This window comes from Aulosira sp. FACHB-615 (assembly GCF_014698045.1).
Classification (GTDB): Bacteria; Cyanobacteriota; Cyanobacteriia; order Cyanobacteriales; family Nostocaceae; genus Nostoc_B.
In genome coordinates, this window is the sequence record NZ_JACJSE010000024.1 from 60,397 (window position 1) to 80,832 (window position 20,436).

The window sequence follows — 20,436 nt, forward strand, 5'->3', positions numbered from 1 at the left end:
ATCAGATTCCATATATTTTCTTTTGTCACATTATAAAGATTATAAAGATTAACTGTGCAACAAAATTCAATCAAGCTTTTGCGAGAAACTGTCTTATCCTCAACAGGAGTAGTGGTTGAAAATACTGAAAAATCAATCTTTTTTAGTTGTGGTGTACCTATAAATGTGTGAATCACCGAGAAGCAGTGCTATCTATATATTGCAAAGATACACAACTATAGCAAATGAAGATTTTATGAAGTGAATCAGCTAAATATTGTGTTCTCCATGTGTTGTATGTAAGTGTATTTATGTCAGCTTTATTTAGTAGATATCAACTAGCTTGATGGTAATTACGGAATCTTAAGTTTTAGAAAAACACAGAGTCTTGATAAAGTGCAATTACTTAAGTGTGGGTATGGATACTCCATAAAACCTCTTGGTTAACCTAACATACTCACTTGAAATCCACTTGTGTGGATTCTGCGTACATTGCTTCAATTTAAACTTTTCTGGGCTACGTAAGTGTGTTTTCTTAAAAACGTAATTTTGCTAACAAGGGGCTGGTATCTGAGATAAATCTGGGAATTTTGCCACACAGCAATGTTGGTTTACTTAACACCTACTTTTCTTTTGAGGAACAAACTAAATGGCAAATTTAAATATACTTAAAAAAGTGGCTACCGTGGCGGCAGTTTCTACCGTAGCATTAATGGCTACCACAGGAAAGGCTTCAGCTATCACTATTGACCTGGGTGGTACTTTTGGCACTGCTACAAGCTATAGCTACAGTCAAGGTGGTATTTCAGTGACAGCAACCGGAGTTGGAGCTAATCCAGCAGAAACATTACTATTTCGTAATAGCAATGGTTTAGGGGTAGTAACAGGCAACGATGGGAACGATAATAATCAAGTCGATGGCTTAGATATTAACGAAACCCTCAACTTATTGTTTAGTCCTCAAGTAAAACTCTTCAGAGCCATCTTTTCTCAAGTTGATGCTACTCCAGACGGAGATGAATACTCAATATTAGTAGATGGTTCTTTCCTTCAAAGTGGGAACATTGCTTCTATTGGCACTGGTACAGTCTCCGTAGCAATTAATAATTCTCCATTCGGCGCACTTTACTCTTTCACTGTTACCGATGGGGATGACGACTACTTCCTGAAAGCTGTTGAAGTCCAGCCTATTCCCGAACCTCTAACAATGGGTGGTATCGCTTTGGGTGCAACCTTTGGTGCATATCTCAGAAAGCGGTATTCCAAAAAAGACGAAAAGCTAGTCAAAGCTTAATTCGTAACTCTTGGGTAAGATTCATATTATCAAACCCCAATTATTAACTTGCATTCCCTTCTTGTTTATCAGCTCTACTTGCAAACAAGTAAATCTGTTTTTGCAATTAAAAGCGATGAATTTCAGTGATTAACAATGAATTATGGCAGTAGCTAGAGTTCAGTTTTCTTAATTATCAACACCACTAAACTTTCTCAGTGTTTCAACAATTGAAAGATATTTACATCATCCGTTAACTCAACTTAACGTAAAAATCTACATTCTCACAAAGTGCCTAAAACTCATCTCAAATACGAGATTTAGGCTTTTTATTACAGCTAATAGAAGTATTTAAGCTAAAACCAGCATAGCCTATCAACAATACTCTTATTTTCCAATTTGTCTGCGAGATATGTAATAAGAAATAGCCTATGAATTTACTCATAGGCTATTTTTTTATTACGGTTTAATTTAGTTGCGTTTAATTAGGCGCTCTTACCCCATTTTTCCCGTAAGCTGAATAGTCTACTGTCGGTATGACGCTTGCCTGTCCATCTACCTTATAATGAAACCCCTGAACAGGAACGATTTGCTTAAAAATAACGCCCTGCGAGGCATCTGGTGATGTTTTTGCATTTCTTCCATAAGCGTCTGTATAGATTACAGAGTTGGTAGAATTGCTAAAAGCCAGTGCTGCAAAATGGGTATTAGAATGAACTGTTCCACGGAAAGGTGAACGAGGGTCATCCCAGGTAACTTTGCTTCCAGCCGCCAAAACTTCTTGGCACAATAGCCCCTTAGACATGGGATGGCTAGAATTATAGCAAGTATCCACCGTTCTACTAATTTTCGTAGCGGCAGAAGCATCAAAGAAACGTGAAGCATTTCTCAAATTAAAGTAGAAGCTACCGCCTGTAAATCCTGTTAACCAAAACTCACCACTTCTAGGAACAATACCATTTAACTGTTCTTCTTGTGTACCGCGCACAAAACATTCTTTTGTAGGAATGGCTCTGTGCATACCGCCCATAGGTTGGTCAATAGGGTTAGGAGGTATACCAGCAGTATGGGTAACCCCACACAAAGGAACCTCTGGTTCCTTGAATGTTCCAGCTTTACCGAACAAAGCAAAATGTTTTATATTAAAAGGCTCCTCTCCATCGCACTTACCACCAACGAACATTTCATGAGCTGTATTTGTTAAAGCATCTGGGGAATGTGTACCCATGTGCAGTTTTATAGTCACATCACAAGTTGTATTTAAGCTGGTGTTATTTGCGTTGTACATATTCCAGTTGTTCGCAACCAAAACTTTATGTCCAACATGGTCTTCATGCCTAGCGTGAGATGGACTATTAACTTCTTGCTGTTCGCTGACATATCCAAATGCTGGCATACCCACAATGTTAAATACCTCCGAACTGCGTGGGTCATCGCCATGCTCATGTCCGTATGTACAGTACATATCAGTTTCTGGGTTAAAATCTACGGGCGGATGCCATGTGGGGTACACCTCACCATCTTCAGCTTTTGTCCAATAGGTGTCGTGCATCCACTTTGGGCATTCCCCGGTTTTGGCTGGAGACCACAACCCGTATGATCTGGCCAAAGTGTCGGAACTGGCTGGTAGTAGGTTTTGTGTCCGCACTGGTCTGCCAGAAATAGGTATAACAGGAGCGCCTTTATTGATGCGGTCTGGCTGGATTTTTTGGATATCGTCTATTTTCTGCACAGTATCCTTAGCCCAGAAAGCAAACCAATTAAAGCGCATATTGCTGTTGGAGCCTGTGAACTTGATGACTAGGTTTCTTGTGTCATTATTCGGTGTGTTTTTGGCAAGATTGCTATTCAAAGGGCAAGGAACTGTACGGTATGTTTGTAACCCAGTAGTATTGATGGTGCAAGTTCCAACTACAGGGCCGTTCAGTGAGTCCAAACGTACTTCTGCACTATTTGTTCCTGAATCTAAGGAAACACGTAGCATCAAAGCTTCTACACCACTACCTAAGTCAAGGTTGTTGTATATTGCATAGTTTCCATTAGCCGCTTTAGTCAATTCTTGAGACTGCCCATTACCCAAAAAATTAAAAGGATCTTCACTGCGTTCACCATAACCACCCCAAATTGTTTCCAGACCAACGCGGGAAGCAAAACTGAGAGCATCTACTCGCTGAAATATTGGCCAAGGTGCTTTCGCAGTCGATGGAATAGTTGATGTAATTGCAGCTACGGAAGGTTGGAGTGGTTCAAAAATAGAAATTTTGCCATGAGTAATGCCAGATAAGCTAAATACTAACGCGATCGCAGCGTATTGTAAAAACTTACTAATTTTATTTTTTGTCATGTCCTCTAAGCCGAATCAAAATAGGAAACAGGGAATTGCAGTTAACTAGCTGCTACTACGTCCGCGAATTATTACGGAGCGACACCTGAGATAATATATTACAAATAGAGGTAAAAACCTCAGCATTTTTTTGGATGATAGACTGTGGTTATTGAACTAGCCGTGTAAGAAAATTTACTACTATAGTTTAAAAAAAATAAGGAAATCGGCAAGTTATCCGCAAATCACTCAAGCTAATCCTATTTGTGAAGCTAAAAACTCTAAGTCTTTATCAAGTAAGGCTTTGAGAAAAAATATTAAAACTTTGATCTTTTGATTTTTAACTAATTACGATCATTTAATCAAGCAGAAATCTGCGCCAATAGATAATTGTGATATATGATACGTCTAAGTATAAATGCTTAAATACAATGAACCTGACAGTAAAATGACATATTACCTAACAAAGGATCAATAACTTGTAGTTATTGCTTTCCATATAAAGATTATGAAGATCCAATATAAAACTAAAGACTAAGAATTTTCGATAACCGTCAATCTAAAGAGCTTATTATCCTTGCTAGATAAAGCAGATGACAACATAGTGTTACATACTTAACGGTAAAATAAGTAATCATCTACTTTAAAGCCAAATAAAGATTTGATGAAAAATCTCTAACAACGTTGTATTCGTTGTGTATTCTATGCAAATGTATTGGCATATCAGTATTTTTTAGGAAATGGTGATCAGCCTTTATGGAAATCACCGTCTTTTACAGAAAACTCTTTAAACTATGTATAAGGAGTTTCTATGATACCTAGTACTTGTTCCCCAGCTTGGTCTAATAGTGAAAGTTAAATAGATACAACTGCTGAAATTCATAATTCAGTTCATACCTAACTTACTAACTAAGTTGAGGATATGATTTTAATCAATAATCTAACTCAATTTGTAAGAATTGATTTTAAGTTATGGATGATAACCCAGTACTTAATATATTTCTTATTTCGTCTAGTTTTCAGGGCTAAATAACACTATTGTTACTTGATAGTATTGCTGGGCTATATACGTAGTTATATTTGATATATTGAAGAACAGAGGCAAGGAATAAATTATGTTTACATATAGTTGAGGATTGTCATAGTTAAGAGTTCTTCTTAATTAAAGACTTTTTATAGGACTCATATTTGATTTATGAAAAAAATCAGTACACCCAAATCAGCCGTCTTTCCTACTCCCTACTCCCCATTCCCTACTCCCTGCTTACACAACTAGATTCAGGAATCAAACCGTATTCCTATATTAAACAAAAATTGTGAACTTGTAATGCAGATTAAAAAATAGTAACCTTGAAAATCAATCTCAATTAAATAAAAAATATGCAAAACAGGTTATCAATCTCACTAAAAAATGTTGAATTATGGTTAATTGGAATTGGTGGAACCTTAATCGCTATTAATTTAAACTTAGTCAGCAGGGTTTACCATCCAACTAATTTTTATGTATATATTTTGTTCTTGGTAACTCTTTATTTACTGCTGAAAGAAAAACGGCATCACTTGAACCTAGAAAGCAATATATCATCTAGCATTACAGGTACAGTGTTGATAGCATTAGTGTTTATTTACACTTTCTTTCAAATTAACATTGGTTTTTTATTTTTATTTCCACCTTTACTATCTGGTTTTGGTATTGCCTTGTTAGCTTCTGGTTATAGGGGATTAAAGCAGTATAAAAGAGAGTTGTGGTTATTAGGATTTCTAACTATACGTAATTTTATGATTATGAATAAGTTAGATTTAACTCTGGTTACAGCTAAATTCTCTACAGTCATTCTTTGGTATACAGGTTTTAAAGTCAATCGTTCAGGCGTTATGATACATCTACCCACGGGAAGTGTAGAAGTATATTCTGCCTGTTCTGGAATTGATCTAATTATAGATTTATTAAGTCTCGCAGTACTATTTATTTATTTGTTCAATCTCAGTTGGCAGCAAAAAATTATGATACCTATAGTAGCTGCCTGTTTAGGATTTGTGGTTAATGGATTTAGAGTTGCATTAATGGCTATTTTAGTAGCACAGGGCGACAAAGAAGCTTTTGAATATTGGCATATTGGAGATGGATCTTTAATATTTTCTATAGTGGCTAGTCTGTTTTTGTGTTGTTTCTGCTGGTTTTTACTCAGTAGGAATGAGAACGAAAGTAAAAATTCTATCAATTACTCAAAGTAATGTTTTGGAAAGAAAACCGCATTCAATTTTTAGCTTTCATCTTCAGTGTAGGGGTATTAGTTGCGGGAAAATCAATTTTTTTCCCTCCAAGTAAAGAAAAAACTCATACCTTTGCTTTTCCCGAAGAAGTACCTTTAGCACAATGGCAAACTAGTGTTGCTACACCAATAAAATCTTCAACTGAAACTCAGCAAAACCCAGATTTATTAGCTAAAAAACATTATAGATATGTTAAAAATGATTTATCGTTAGATATTGAGATGCGTTATTTACAAAATTTCTACTATGCAGATATTGGTGCATACATTCAACGCAATCTTGGTATAAAATCTTCTACCTTAGTGCGTCAACAAGAAGGAGTTGGATACTACGGGCTAGGAATAGATAAACAAAAAGCTTATCTTAGTAGTTGTATTAATCCACGAGGAGGTAGCACTTTCACTCACACGCAATTTAGAGAAAATCGCATTTCTCAAGATATCAGTTTGAATCGTGTAATACCAATCTTACTAGGAGAAGAATCCCTTTTAGACAAACGCTGTTTATGGGTATATTTATCAATTCCTTTAAAAAATTCTTCCCCTGAAGAAGCCTACCAAACACTTGAAAAAGCTTGGTTTTCTTGGTATCAGTGGTGGCAACCTCGATTTCCTAAACCTTGAATTTTAATAACTTTACTTTTGTAATTCATTTACCTTTTAATTATGGCTGAAACAAACATTCGTGAATCTAATACTAGTGAATCTAATAGCCGTGAAACAGACATCCGTGAATTTGTTGAGTTAGAATTCACTAAATTAAGTAAACTGGTAGGGAACATACAACCTCTACTGGAACTAGTTAATCTTTGGCGTTTTCTTGGTTACGGTATGCTTTTGTTGGCATTTTTAGACTTAATTGATATTTTTGTGCCACCAAGCTTTATGAATCCTACATGGGAATTCCAAACGATGGGAAGGTTGGTAAACCAAGTGGGAATACCATTAATTGGATTGCTTTTTGTCTTTTCTGGTAAGTTAGCAAAACGAGCCAGATGGGAATCAGGTATTTTGGCTTTATTATCTCGTTTAAGTCTGTTAGTTGCATTGTTATACTTGCTGCTAATTCCTTTAGGTGTGGTTAATACAATACGTTTGTATAATACTAACCTTGAGCAAATTAAGACTGGCTATGAACAAAGACTGTCTCAAGCTAATCAGGTTGAACAGCAACTAAATAAAACTTCCCCCACAGAAATAGATGATTTAATTAAGCGCCAAGGTGGTTCATTAAATGGTAGAAGTCCTGAAGATATCAAAAATCAAATTCTTTCACAACTCAACCAAACCAAGCAACAACTCAAAACTCAAAAGGAAACAAATCAGTCTTCTGTAACTTTCAATTTACTGAAAAACTCTGTAAGATGGAATATAGGAGCTTTGATATCCGCAGTTTTGTTTATTTTGATTTGGAAGGAAACACGCTGGGCTAGAAAAAAATCATCTTAGTTCAAGAAAAAGTAAACTTTTGATGGCTAGGTACGTCATATTTAGCCTTAGTTGAAAAAATCTATTACAAAAAGATGAAACTCACGTATGAGTTTCATCTTTTTAGTATGTATAAATATGTGCTATGAGTGCATGAACTAAGACTCAGATTAAAATTATGCACCTGTATAACCTGTAATTATCCAAATCTAATGCACTACTTTAGCCTTGCCACGCCACTACTTAAGATTTACTTTATAAATCGTCTCTGAGTGCATGAACTAAGACTCAGGTTAAAATTATGCACCTGTATAACCTGTAATTATCCAAAGTAGAGAACGAGCAACATCACGAAGAATGCGAAAAACAGATTCTAGTTCCGTCGGCTGAGATTGTACGGGTATAGGAGTAAAGGCAATACCTCGACTACCAAGAATAATAGTAGCGATTGCCTTGGCTCTAGGCAGATGAAATTCAGAAGTAATTAGGAATAGGTGTTGTATCTGCTGTTGGTGGAAAACATCAACTAAGGTAGTAAAGTTAGTCACAGTATCTTTAGCACGGTAGTCAAGATAAAGACGACTATCAGCAATACCTGCGGTGTGAAAAATTGCCCTTGCTTTGTGTAGCGGTTTACCCGAAGAAACCCAAATTTTCATATCTGGATAATATTGGGCAAATAAAGCAGTAAATTCTTCTCGGTTTGAACCACCACCAAGAGTTAGGATAGCTTGGGGTTTGGGAGTTTGGTAATATGCGATCGCTAGTTTTGTCGGTATTGTAAGTAGTAAAGCAACAATTATACCAGCCAGAAAAAACATCCAAGTTTTTTGGAGTCGATAAGCTAACAATTTCATAACAGGACTAAATGCTTGGAGGATGCTGGCAAGATTAGTCTATTCCAGTTGATTTATTGTGTAATTTTTCCAACTCAATTAGACGAATAGATAACAATATTTCGGCTAACATTCGTTGAAAAGCATAGTACCAACCAGGCCAGCCGTCCCAGATTCCACCTTTAAGGATCAGGCAATACAATAAGATAATGAAGGGAGCTAGGATTTTTTGTTTACGGATGCGATCGCCTAAACTCAGTTCATGAGCTGGAGTTTCTAGTAACTTCTTGCTCTCAATGATCATATAGCGATCCTGCGCCCATAACCAACGACTCAAGGGCTTGCGATCGTCATGGTGAATGTAGTTGGAGAGCATAGCACATTGGCCAGTTAGTTGCAAAAGTTGAGTGTGTCCATCATCTATATAAATTGCTTTATCTTTGCGAAATAAAACTTGGCGAGGCGGAAGTATTGTCCCTCTCAATGGTTTACCTACAATGCAATACTTAAATCTGGCAGCGTAGCCATTTACTTGCTCATTTACTTGTAAAGCAGCAATTTCAGCAGAGAGTTCATCTGTCACGATATAGTCTGCATCTAAAGAAAGCACCCATTTAGATGCAACTTGCTCTAATCCAAAGTTCCACTGTTGAGTATGAGTGTCAAACTTACGTTGAAAAACTTTAACTTGTGGATAGGAAGATAAGATTTCTAAGGTTTCATCTGTACTGTAGCTATCAATAACTATAATTGTCTCAGCCCAAGTAAGTTGTTGGAGAGTGCGATTAATATTTGGAGCTTCATTATAGGTGAGGATAAGTGGAGTTACTGCGTCAAGCATATTTGTTGATTGAAAAACTTAGATTGCACCCAATATGTTTCAGCACTACACTTATCTTTAAATTTTAGAAACTGTGTGCTGTGTTTGCTGAAATTTAGTATCTAAAATACTTTGATTATGAAGTAACTTCTCAAAATCAGCAAGGTATTGATTGGCGATTTGTTCATAACTAAATTCCGATGCTTGCTGTCTTGCTTGTAAAGCCATTTGCATTGTCCTATCTGAATTGAGGATGGCTGATGCTAAGACATCTGCAAGATTTTTAGCTGCATCAGGGCTGCGGTGATCAAAAAAGTATCCTGTTACTCCTTCCTGAATAAAATCTCTAAAACAAGCTAAGTCAGAAACTACAGGAACTAAAGCTGTTGCCATTGCTTCTAGTGGGGCAACTCCAAAAGATTCACCTTTTTCTGCTAATGAAGGATAGCAGAATAAGTCAGCTTCTTGGTAGGCTTTCGCTAACTCTTGGATGTTAAAAATTGGCTCGACAAACTCAACATTTAAATTTTCAGATTGAGTTTGCAATGTATGTAAATATTTTTCCCCACCCCCACCTTGATTTTCTTTTACTGGCCCAATAATCCTCAGCTTAACTGTAGGAATTCTCGGCGACAACATAGAAAATGCTGCTAAAAGCAAATGAATACCTTTTTCCGGATGAACTCTGCCTACATAAAGAATCACTGTTTCTTTTTGTGCTAATCTAGAGCGATTTGGGGGAGAAAAGATACTGGTATCAATAGGGTTAGGGATAACTTTGGTGCGAGAAGTTGCAGCAGGATATTCTTGAATAATACTATCTTTTATAATCTGTGATGCAGCAGCAAAAAAGGCTGTTTTTACATATAACCCTGAGCGATATTGTCCTTTAGGAAACCTATTGGCATTAATCACTATTTTTCCAACTTGAGGACGGAGAGATGCAAATACAGGTAGCCAGAAATCATTAATGATTAAAATATCCGCAGGAGGTAGGACAGGAAATGTTACTAAGGCATAGAATAAATCTTTAATTAGGTCTAAAGTAATGTTAGTACTTTGAGGAAGTCCTCCTCTTCGGATATACTGAACGCCATTAATGATTTCGGTATCTGGTTGCCCTGGATAAGAACGGCATAAAATTTTTACTTGATGGCCTTTTTTGGCAAATTCTTCAGCTAAACCTTGCCAAAGCCGTGGAATTGCGCCTCCTTGCACTGCTGGAACGGGCAACCACGGCCCCATAGCAATAGAAATAATCATGCCTAATTCCCCTCAGATTTATCAAACTGAACACAAATAGGTGGCTCACCACCACCGAGAATCCAGTAATAAAAGTCAGCCATCTGCTTGGCTATTGAGTTCCAAGAGTATTTGGCTTGTACTAGATTTTTGCCTCTGTCACCCATTTGTTGTCTTTCTTGTGAGGACATTTTCATTGCTTCTGTCAGTGCGATCGCTAATGCTTGCTGATTATCTTCTATCCACCAACCGCAGTTATGGGTTTCTAGTTCTTGCCAAGGCGCACCCTTAGTTGTCACAACAGGCACACCGTAAGCTAAGGATTCGGCGATCGCAATGCCAAAATTTTCTGAGTGAGTGGGCAGAACAAACACATCAGCATTAGTTAAAGCAGAATACTTCAACTTCCCAGAAAGCATACCAGTAAAAGTTACCTGTGATTTTAATTTCAGGCTTTCTACCAACATTTCTAACTCGTTCTGATAGCCTATTAAATCTGCACCAGCAACAATTAAATGCCATTCAGGAAAGCGATTGGACAAAGATTCCCACACATATAGTAAGTTGTCTAAGCCTTTTTTTGGATGAATTCTTGATAAAAAAAGTAACCATTTTTTTTCAGCTAGTTCTGGAAATTTATCGCTGAGTTCTTGCCTATCAACTTTTTCATTGATTGTGGGGACGCTAACACCATTAGAAATTAAAGCAATTGGTTGTTTATATCCGAGTTTGCGGATTGATTTAACTTCTTCAGTTGAAGTTGCATGAAAGGCAATAGCTTTATTTAAATTTTGCTTTTCATATAAAATCCAAGCTGGCAATTTCTTATACCAACTATTATTTAATGACCATGATTCTACCATACCCCTAGGAGAAATCACTAAAGGAATTTTATTACGAACTGCCGCTTGGCGAGCATAAAAATTGGGAAACATCCATAGTCCATGATTATGAATTAAGTCTAATTCTGTAGCTGCTAGTTGAGTCAAATAATAATTAGCATCTGGCTGTAATCCTCTCATATACACAGCTAAATTTTTAGCTGGTTGACTATGTAGTTTCACGCTATCAATAGGCAGTTGTTGCCCATGTAATTGATAATCTAATGTGAATAAATGAGAATCAATATTATTTTGTGCTAGGGCTTTTGCTAGATTTGTGACCGAATAAGCCGGGCCACCAATATTCTCATTGATGCTGGCAACTACTTGACAAATGCGAGGTTGATTAACCTGTATTTTGGGTTGCACCATTATATAATTGAATAATTTTCGTTAGCTTTAAAAATTATTAGAATATTCAACTGTTATCATAGCAATAGATGAAAACAATATATTTACAAAATTTTGACTTTAGTAAAAATATTTCTTTAAGTAATAATCAATTTGGGTTTGAAAACTCTCAAAACCGAACTTTTCCATGACTCGGTGTCTCAATTCTTCTGGTTGATATATTAGAGGGTTAGGATATTTACCCTGGAGAATTTGAATGATAGTTTGAGCGATCGCCTCTAGATTATCTGGATCAACAAGTGCGCCTAATTCTCCCTGACAAAGAGCATCAACAGCCCCATCTTGATTGCCTCCCAAAGTAGGTTTACCACAAGCAAGTGCTTCTAAGTGAACAATACCAAACCCTTCACCTTTGCTTGGCATGGCAAAAAGATTACAGAGATTGTAATAATCTTGTAGTTCTTCATCAGGAACATAGCCAGCTAATGTTACACAGTCTTGGAGTTGCAGTTGGGATATTAATTGTTCAATTCTGGGTCGGTCATTTCCTTTACCTACTAAAACATAATGGACATCGGGAATAGCCTGACGAATTTGCGGTAACGCCCGCAAAATTTTGTCATAGCCCTTACACCTCTGCGGTGATTGGGCAAGACGAGTAACTGTCAGAATAACTGGCTGGTGAGGATTTAAGCCATATTGTTGAAGGAGATGATCTGGCTTGGGAGAAATTTTAAAATTATCCGCATTCAAGGTATTGGGTAGAACAACCACTTGATCTGGCTTCAGGTTTTGTTCTTGCATAAGGCGATCGCGCGTGTAATTACTAACCGCTAAAATCAGGTCAGCATTCTTTAAACCTTGCTTGACGGCAGGATTTTGAATATCCCAAGCATCAATCCCGTGGGCTGCAACCCAGTAAGGGGTACCGATTAACTGCTTTAACAAATTAGCAGTCACACTAAAGTTGGGATGGGTAGAAAAAATCAAGTTGGGACGCTGCCAAAGACCAAGGCCAACCATTTGTGCTGCTAGTGCGGCAGTACGTAAGGGTAAAGGCCATTTACCAGTCGTATGAAAATATAAATTAGCTGACTTAGGTGGTACATTTGTATCGTGTTTAATGACTATATTGTAGGCACAATCGGGGTAAAGACGTTGAAATGCTGTTAAACATAAAGAAGAGTAACGTTGAATTCCGCCTGTTGAGTTGAATAAAGCTGGAAACCAAAGATGACAACGATATTTATTTTTACTCAATATTTTTTCAAGCACTTTATTTATGAGACTTATGAAAAATTCAAGGACGGGAAACTTGCCTAGGAGATTTTTGTTGGCCTAACCTGATGATGATTGGGAGCAACAGATGAAATTACATAGTCAAGTGCCTGTTTTAAACCTTGACTTGCCTGAGTATAACTATACTGAGAAACAATTTTTTGGCTTTCTTCGCCCCAATGCCGCAAACGTTGGCGATCAGAAAAGGCTTCTTGCAGAGAGCTAGTTAAAGCGGACACATTACCTGCTGGAAACACCAACCCATTATGTTGGTGATGAATCAAATCTTGAGCGCAACCTACATGACTACTGACAATGACTGGACGAGATAAACACATCGCTTCGTTGATTGCCAACCCCCAAGTTTCTGAAGCACCATAACTGGGTAAGACAAATAAATCAGCAATTGCATAGGTACGGGGCATTAAGGTTTGATTTTGAAAAGGAGCAAAGTATATGTTGCTATGTTGTGCGGCTGAAGTTTTTAAGTCTGTCTCTAAGGGGCCTGCACCAACAAATAATAAAGAAACTTGAGACAAGTTCGCAGCCACAAAAGCTTGTAGTAAATCTAAAGGACGTTTTTTAGGTTCAAATTTACCTGCAAACAAAATCACTGCATGATCTGATGGGATACCTAATTCCTGCTTCCAGATGATTGCTTGTTGTTTAGCGTGATCAGCTTGAGATATAAAGCGATCGTTCTCTACTGCATGGGGGGAAAAAAATAAATTATGATTGGGTAAACCATGATATTGAAAATATTCATAATTGGCTTTTCCCACATAGAGACAAGCTGCAAAACGTCGGTAAATTTGAGTAATAAATTGCTGACGCGCCCAAGCTTTGACTCCGGTAGATTTTAGCAGGCGATGGGAATCACCTCGAAATAGCAACGGTGCTTTATGGGAATTCCACTTCCACAAAAAGTTATAGATGCTGGCGTAGTTGTAATTCATCAACAACACTGCATCAGGACTATAAGCCTTGACCTGTGAAATTAAAGAGGGATTTTGTAACCCCCAAAAATGACGAACTCCTGGTTGCTTACTCACATTTGGCACAAACTCATATTCATATCCATCCAACAAAGGAATATCCCACTGTAAAACTTGTTTGAAACCTGCATCCAGCTTTTTTGTAACACCAAAATCCCATAAATAAAATACCTTGATCTGCACATCACTATGATTATTTAGATGGCGAAACCAAGGAGCATAATATTGTATTGGATGAGATGTAATAATACTTAGTTTATATTTATCCATAGTAAGGGTAATTTGCTGTTACTGGAGGAAAGGCATAGCGAGGAACTCGCTGTTTCTGCATCAATACAAATGCTATGCCAGTTAGCACCATGCTGGATTGCGATAAAGCCGCAACATATACTCCATCTGAAAATTCTGACTGAAAAGCAAAAGACATCATCATCACAGCAAATAATGATTGGACTGAAAGAATTGGCGCATTGATACTCCAACGAGTCGCTTTTCCATAAACTGTACCCAATATTATTGCCAATCCCGCACAACCCATTAATCCAAAGTTGGCATAAGATTCAGCTAGTAAACCCCAGCCAATAGTAGTTGTTAAACTCTGTTCTCGCGTTTGTAGTTTGTAATGTATGTTTAACAAACTTGTACCTTCGTGCGCCCTAATTTTATTGGGGTTTAATATCCGAGGTACTATCAGTTCTGGTAAGATTGTATATGTTTCTCCATACATATATGGGATGGGTTCAGGACTTTTCTTTTGAGATAAAAGGAGCATTTGCATTACACTAGCTCGCTCGAAAAATGATGCTTTTTTTTCCTCATCAGTAGAGAAATCATCCTGTTTATTCTGCTTATTTATATACTCTAGGGAGTAACCTATCCATTCAGCATATCTAGTAGGGTATTCCCAAGGTTGAAGATAATAAGAAGTTGTAGTACCCCAATATTTAGCTCTCATGGGGCCTTTGCCATAGTGCAGGAAAGACAAGCAAATCAAAACTATTAAAATTGCTATTATAGGTACTTTTTTACGGGAAATAGTAAAAGCAACTACTGCAAGTAAAAAGGCACTAGCAGCACCTACAAGCAAAAAGCCTAATGAATTTGTCACCATATAGGCCACAAGTAAAAATATAAATGATATACTTTGCTGTTTTGTTAATTCCTTATTACCCAACTGATAAGAAAGCACAAAAGTAGCTAGTGCATTTAATCCTAAAATACCAGCACGAAGGGCAGTAAATAAACCTCCTTGTATCAGAGATAGCCAACCCCAATTTCCATAAATCGAGATATTGAAAAAAACGCCAGCTAATAAAATCAAGAAAAAGAACGCATTACCTTTTTTATTAGTTAAAGTTCGATAATATTTAGGCGTGCGAGGAGGCGATTTGATCAATGAAAACCATATTGAAGTACTTATGATCAGAAATCCAGTGACAGTCAAACTAGCAAATAAATGACTTTCTAGAGAGTAAGTTAAAACAGTTGGATGATGTGTCACCAGTGGTAGACTGTAAGTCCAAATGTGTGTCAGAGCAAAAAAGGGAAAAATAGGCATTCCTTTCGCTTGACCTGAACACCAAAGATAATTAGGCCATAAAGCTGCTGCTGTGATGAAAACTGCTGCCAATTTACTCACAAAGGGGGTGTCTTTCACCAAGAAAAGTTCATAGGAAACCAATCCCAATGCAATCAGCCAAAATACCCTCAATAATTGTTTCTGCTCTTTTTTTGGTATGGAAGGTAAGTATGACCATGACTGAGGAGTTGAATTGATAGATTGGTTCATATTAATTACTTTATCGTGCAGCAGTAACACACCTATCAAAGATGGCACATTGCTTGTGAGTCATTTCCCTAGCTGTATAGGGCTGAAAGGCTGACCAATTGATATTTGGTTGGAATCCTTTATTTATAGATAGTAACCAATTGATTTGAGTAATGACTGAAGATTGTAAATCTTTGGGCTGTTGTTGTGAAGTAAAGGTGACAGCTTGGCCGGCTTGACAACGTTGCAAGATATCAACTACAGAACTTTGGTAATGAAAAATGGCAAGAATTGGTTTACGGGCTAGAATGCAGGGATAGAGTTTTGAGGCTGTATAGTCAGGATCATCAGAACCTATCAAGACAATAGCATCGCTGTCAGCAAGAACTTGTAGTGCTTCAAAATAAGGAATACGATGGGGATGTTCTCTCACTAAGTCTGCAATACCTAGTTCTTGGGATATCGGCTCTATGGTTTTGACAGCTTGATTCCCTGGAGCATAGCTAGTACCAACAAAGTGCAACTGTACCGACTGCCAAATTTCTGGGTTCTGGCGACGATGGGACTGAATACCCAAAAATAAAGACCGCACAGCCAAAGTCATATCATAGCCACCTCGTCCTACATATACCCAATGACGTTTACCATCATTGGGATTAAATATTTTTTGTGGAATATTCAGTCCAGAAAGTGCAGCAAAATCAGGTTCGGGAGCGCCAAAAGGTAGAACAGTAAACTGTTGTGCTTGTAGATGTGGATAGCGTTGTTGTAAAGTTTTGGGATATGCTGGTGAAACGCTAATGATATGAGCAACTTTACTTAAAGCTTTTGGTTCTAATAGTTTTGCCTGGAGTCTAGCAAATCCATACTTGAAGCGTCCTCCTGGTGGTAAAGTTTGTGCTTGTTTGTAATAATCGCTCAACCAAGGGTCTTGAAAGTCAAGAATGTAAGGTATATTAAAGCGATGATACCATCTACTACCCAGCACCATAGTGACAAATATAGTGGTGGAAAAGTAAACTAAATCAAATTTTTGTTGATGGAGTAAGCGATCGCCTGCTTGAAGTAAATAAGGAAAACACCTCAACCCTAAACTGCTCATCCCAATGCGTCGAGTTTGTTGCACAGGTAATGCACCAGTGTATGTAATGGGAATATGAGAGGGAATTGTTTTGGCCAGTATTGAGTCTTGAACACCTTGAACACAGTCGGGACGCACCGTTAGAATGTGAGGCTCCCAGCCAAATTCTTCCATGTAAGGTAGAGACATTCGCACCCTTTGATGGTCTGGCGCATTGATGGGTGGAAAATGGGGACTGACGATTAAAACTTTACGCTTCAAAGTAGGATACATCGCATATCAAGTTTAATTAGGCAAAAACAGTCCGTTAGTAGAGTTTGGCCATTTGCTTGGAGAGTAAATTTTACCTTGCGAGTCAAATAGGTAGCATTTATACCCAAACTGTATGAGATAATCTCGAATTCGCTGCCCATTTTCTTCAAACATCTCAGCGTAAATAGCTTTGATCCGTTGCTCTTTTAAGAAAGTTTCCGCACCCTGTAAGGCTGGAATTTCATAACCTTCTACATCCAATTTCCACAAATCTACATTGGTAATAGAACGTGCGGCTAATTCGTCTTCTAGACGTACTATTTGAATTACTTCACCTTCAGTTTCTGATATTTTACTCCAAGCGCCATGTCCCAAACTATCTCCAATATGTTGCAGACGTAATTGAGCCTTTGATGCACCAAGTCCAGCCCGGATTACTTCTACAGGGAGATTGCTATTAATTGCTAAACACTCTTCTAACCAGTTACCTGCTTCCGTACCAGGTTCAAATGCTAATACTTTTCCTTGTGGTATCCATTGAGATAAGTACATTAACATTTGGCCAATATTTGCACCTGAGTCTACAATCATCCCATCACTAGGGAGAAATTTTCTTGCCCAGTTGAGAAATGCAGCACCTTCATATTTACCATAAACAATCCAGCGATGGGTGCAATTAGTCAAATCAAGTTTCCAGGGGATTCCGGCTCCAGTATCCACCCAACAAACACCATTTCCAGCGATCGCTTTACCAAAAAATCGTTCACAAATTCCTAATTTCTGCTGAAAATCTAGTGGTTGTATCCACTTTAGAGGTAAAGGTAGAGAAACTGTTTTTGTAATCATGTTTTTTAATTAAAATACAACGCTATGATACAGTTTTTCATATTGTTCCAGAATCACCGAGGCGGAAAAACTTGTCTCTGCCCGTTGACGACATTGTTCACGTTCAATATTGGACAATTTGTTAACAGCAATAACCCCTTCATCAAGAGTATTAATTAAATAACCATCAGTACCTTGCCTGATAATCTCTGGTAATGCTCCTCTAGGGCAAGATATCACAGGTGTGCCACAAGCCAGAGCTTCTGCAAAAACAATCCCAAAAGGTTCTTCCCATTCTATTGGTACAATCATCGCCGCCGCTTGTCCCAAAAGTTCATTTTTCTGAATGTCGTTGACAGCGCCAACATACTCAATGCCATCTTTGCCTAAATGAGGAACGATTTCTTCTTGCCAGTATTTACCTGCTTCCCCAGTTGTGGCATGATTTCCAGCAATGATTAAGTTACGTCCAGTTTTTTTGGCAATGGCAATAGCGGTATGCGCTCCTTTAATCCGTTCTACTCGGCTGAGAAATACTAAAGGTGCATCGGAAGCTACCTTTGGTTGGAAAGTGTATTTTTCTATTTCGACACAGTTGTGAATAGTATGCCAAACTCCTCCAGAAGTTTTTCCAGTTTTACAAATATAATCACTACAACCTGTAAAAGTTAGAGAACCCTTGGCAAGTTTGACAGCCCAGCTAGTGGTGCGATGGCTGGGATATCTCTGATAAGACATCACTTTGGGGAGACGTGCAGATAACAGAGGTAATAAGTAAAGGATGCGAGAGAAACTATGAATAATATCAGGCTGAAACTGCTGTACTGCTGACAATAGGGTGATTGTATTTTGCAGTGCATCAAATTTGTTTTGCGATCGCTTTCCCATCCAAGCGAAAGACTGATTTGCAGGTGATGTTGAGTCAAGGTGAGCCACCAGTCCCACAGTGTGTCCACGCGCCTGCAATCCTTTTACAAGTAAATCAACAATACGTTCAATACCACCGTATAGTTTTGGTGGTACTGGTAATTCCGGATCAGCTGTTAGCAGAATTTTCATCTCTCTGGTTTAGCTATTGTTTGTCTATGCCGCCAGTCACTGTTACTTTTTGGTATATTATTTTACTTTCTTGAGAAAAGTACATTAAAATATAGCAATCGACTAGGATTATTCCAAATAACCTGATCATAAATAGTTGTTATTTGATATCCATATAATTTCAAATAATCGTCTATTAACCTAATGTTAGTATGGTAATTATTATTTTCTAAAATTGTTGCTTCAGCTATAACAAAGTTTATCTTGTTGCTTGTTAGGCTTTGCTTGGCTCCTTGTAATACGTTAAGCTCATACCCTTCTGTGTCAATCTTTAGTAAGTCTATACTGGCTATACAATGAGAAGATAAAAAACTATCAATAGTTATGACCTGAATAACTTCTGAATTTTGTTTTTCATTTTCCGTAACTCTGTTCTTTAGAGAATGAGTTTGTGAATCTGAATTTATCTGAATAGCTATAGTTTCTTCCTTATCTCCCAACGCGAAATTGTAAGAGGAAATTTGAGGATACTTCTCTACATTCTTTCTTAATGATTCAAAATTGCTTTGAACCGGCTCAAATGAATATATTTTGGCTGATGGAAATTTCTTGCTAAAATTGATTGCAGTTTCACCTCTATGAGCGCCACAATCAAATATCGTTTTAAAATTATATGAGTTAATCCTATTGGATAGGTCATAAGCAATATCTATGCCTGCTGGTAAGTTCCTCAATTGGCAAACTATCCATCCTCTTTTATGGATTTGGTTCTTTACTTGTTCCTTTAATGCGCCTAAAATATTATTATACATAGGTTTAAATAATAGTTAATTTTTCCTGAACAAAAGCTAGTCATATCAATTACACAATGATTAAATAATGCTAAGGTATAGCATATTTCAATGATTATCTATGTGCAGTTAAGAAAGGTTTTATACAATCAACTTTGATCCTGGGAACTGCCAAAAAGTTTGCATTGCTCACAGATGGGTAAGTTTCACAAATATTGTGTGGACTGAGATAACCCTGCTCATCAAATTCATACAAAACATAATCATAGTCTTGTTGAACTTTAGACAACAAAGCAGATGCTTTATAACCCCACGGCTCACAGGCAACATCAATTGCTTCCAAAATTAATAAAGGTTGGAAATGCTTGAATGTGGCTTTAGCTCCTTCAAAAAAAAGCATTTCTGCACCTTCCACATCAACTTTAATGATGTCGATTTTTTCTATTTTTTGTTTTTCTATATAAGTATCTAATCGGGTTGTTTCTACAGTAATTGCCTTGAGTTTACCTCTACTAAATAATGAAGGTTTTAAACTACCTACAGTCATTACTCCATTCACCGGAATATGAAACTCTGTTGTGCCATCTGAATCACTTAAAGCCAATTGCTCAACTACAACATTTTCAATTTTATTGAGCCAAAGATGATGATTAATGCGACGATAATGACTTGGTGTTGGTTCAAATGTATATACTTTACCTGTAGTTGATACTTTTCTCCCTGCTATTATTGAGTAAATTCCATGATAAGCACCTATATCCAGAAATACCATTCCTGGTGAAATAAACCTATTCAAAAAGCGTAACTCACGTACATCCCAACCCCAAAGCTCAAAGTTAAAAAAACCTTTCTCAGAGTTGAAAAATGGCATAATTTTTGACCATAAAACTGGCACAGGTTTTATATCCTCATCAGTCAGCCAATACTTAATGGGAAAGTAAGGCAGACGAGACATAGCAAAACGGATTTTACAACTATATTTCTGAACTAAGCTCATATAAA

The 20,436-nt window shown here is 37.3% G+C and carries 17 protein-coding genes; 4 read left to right on the forward strand and 13 right to left on the reverse strand.

Features of this window, described 5'->3' with window-relative positions; genetic code table 11:
* Positions 1–628 precede the first annotated feature (628 nt).
* Positions 629–1,273: a PEP-CTERM sorting domain-containing protein gene (locus H6G77_RS26695; RefSeq protein ID WP_190873162.1), complete on the forward strand. Its 645-nt coding sequence runs from the start codon at positions 629–631 to the stop codon at positions 1,271–1,273.
* A 460-nt stretch (positions 1,274–1,733) separates the two neighbouring features.
* Here H6G77_RS26695 and H6G77_RS26700 read toward each other — a convergent pair whose 3' ends face one another.
* The gene (locus H6G77_RS26700) at positions 1,734–3,596 is read right to left on the reverse strand and encodes a carbohydrate-binding protein (protein ID WP_190873163.1); all 1,863 of its coding nucleotides are present in this window, start codon (positions 3,594–3,596) and stop codon (positions 1,734–1,736) included.
* A gap of 1,359 nt (positions 3,597–4,955) precedes the next feature.
* Between H6G77_RS26700 and crtA the strand changes: the two genes are divergently transcribed.
* Genes crtA through H6G77_RS26715 form a run of 3 tightly spaced genes read left to right on the forward strand, consistent with a single transcriptional unit; the run spans position 4,956 to position 7,297 of the window.
* On the forward strand, positions 4,956–5,810 hold the full coding sequence (gene crtA / locus H6G77_RS26705) for a cyanoexosortase A (RefSeq protein ID WP_190873164.1): 855 nt from the start codon (positions 4,956–4,958) through the stop codon (positions 5,808–5,810).
* Positions 5,810–6,472, forward strand: coding sequence for a cyanoexosortase A system-associated protein (locus H6G77_RS26710; RefSeq protein ID WP_190873165.1), 663 nt, complete (start codon positions 5,810–5,812; stop codon positions 6,470–6,472). The genes crtA and H6G77_RS26710 overlap by 1 nt, the downstream gene beginning before the upstream one ends.
* Before the next feature lie 42 nt (positions 6,473–6,514).
* Complete coding sequence (locus H6G77_RS26715) at positions 6,515–7,297, forward strand: HpsJ family protein (protein WP_190588169.1); 783 nt, start codon at positions 6,515–6,517, stop codon at positions 7,295–7,297.
* Between the two features lie 278 nt (positions 7,298–7,575).
* On the opposite strand, the gene H6G77_RS26720 is transcribed toward H6G77_RS26715, so the two are convergent.
* The 12 genes from H6G77_RS26720 to H6G77_RS26775 all read right to left on the reverse strand — a co-directional run bounded on the left by H6G77_RS26720 (position 7,576) and on the right by H6G77_RS26775 (position 20,431).
* Complete coding sequence (locus tag H6G77_RS26720) at positions 7,576–8,133, reverse strand: YdcF family protein (RefSeq protein WP_190873166.1); 558 nt, start codon at positions 8,131–8,133, stop codon at positions 7,576–7,578.
* 34 nt (positions 8,134–8,167) lie between these two features.
* The gene (locus H6G77_RS26725; protein WP_190588170.1) at positions 8,168–8,953 is read right to left on the reverse strand and encodes a glycosyltransferase family 2 protein; all 786 of its coding nucleotides are present in this window, start codon (positions 8,951–8,953) and stop codon (positions 8,168–8,170) included.
* A 57-nt stretch (positions 8,954–9,010) separates the two neighbouring features.
* Positions 9,011–10,195: a glycosyltransferase family 4 protein gene (locus tag H6G77_RS26730; protein ID WP_190588171.1), complete on the reverse strand. Its 1,185-nt coding sequence runs from the start codon at positions 10,193–10,195 to the stop codon at positions 9,011–9,013.
* 2 nt (positions 10,196–10,197) lie between these two features.
* Entirely contained in the window at positions 10,198–11,427 is a 1,230-nt protein-coding gene (locus H6G77_RS26735; protein WP_190588172.1) for a glycosyltransferase, read from the reverse strand.
* 99 nt (positions 11,428–11,526) lie between these two features.
* A complete protein-coding gene (locus tag H6G77_RS26740; RefSeq protein WP_313954526.1) occupies positions 11,527–12,681 on the reverse strand; it encodes a glycosyltransferase in 1,155 nt (384 codons plus the stop codon).
* A gap of 44 nt (positions 12,682–12,725) precedes the next feature.
* Positions 12,726–13,949, reverse strand: a complete 1,224-nt coding sequence (locus tag H6G77_RS26745; RefSeq protein ID WP_190873167.1) for a glycosyltransferase family 4 protein — start codon at positions 13,947–13,949, stop codon at positions 12,726–12,728.
* Complete coding sequence (wzy, locus tag H6G77_RS26750) at positions 13,942–15,468, reverse strand: O-antigen polysaccharide polymerase Wzy (protein ID WP_190873168.1); 1,527 nt, start codon at positions 15,466–15,468, stop codon at positions 13,942–13,944. Before wzy ends, H6G77_RS26745 begins: the two co-directional genes overlap by 8 nt.
* 10 nt (positions 15,469–15,478) lie before the next feature.
* Positions 15,479–16,789, reverse strand: a complete 1,311-nt coding sequence (locus tag H6G77_RS26755) for a hypothetical protein (RefSeq protein ID WP_190588326.1) — start codon at positions 16,787–16,789, stop codon at positions 15,479–15,481.
* Between the two features lie 24 nt (positions 16,790–16,813).
* Positions 16,814–17,626: an FkbM family methyltransferase gene (locus H6G77_RS26760; protein WP_190588175.1), complete on the reverse strand. Its 813-nt coding sequence runs from the start codon at positions 17,624–17,626 to the stop codon at positions 16,814–16,816.
* 9 nt (positions 17,627–17,635) lie between these two features.
* Positions 17,636–18,664, reverse strand: a complete 1,029-nt coding sequence (locus H6G77_RS26765; RefSeq protein WP_190873169.1) for a glycosyltransferase — start codon at positions 18,662–18,664, stop codon at positions 17,636–17,638.
* A 62-nt stretch (positions 18,665–18,726) separates the two neighbouring features.
* Positions 18,727–19,455: an FkbM family methyltransferase gene (locus H6G77_RS26770; RefSeq protein WP_190588177.1), complete on the reverse strand. Its 729-nt coding sequence runs from the start codon at positions 19,453–19,455 to the stop codon at positions 18,727–18,729.
* 94 nt (positions 19,456–19,549) lie between these two features.
* Positions 19,550–20,431, reverse strand: a complete 882-nt coding sequence (locus H6G77_RS26775; RefSeq protein ID WP_190588178.1) for an FkbM family methyltransferase — start codon at positions 20,429–20,431, stop codon at positions 19,550–19,552.
* Positions 20,432–20,436 lie beyond the last annotated feature (5 nt).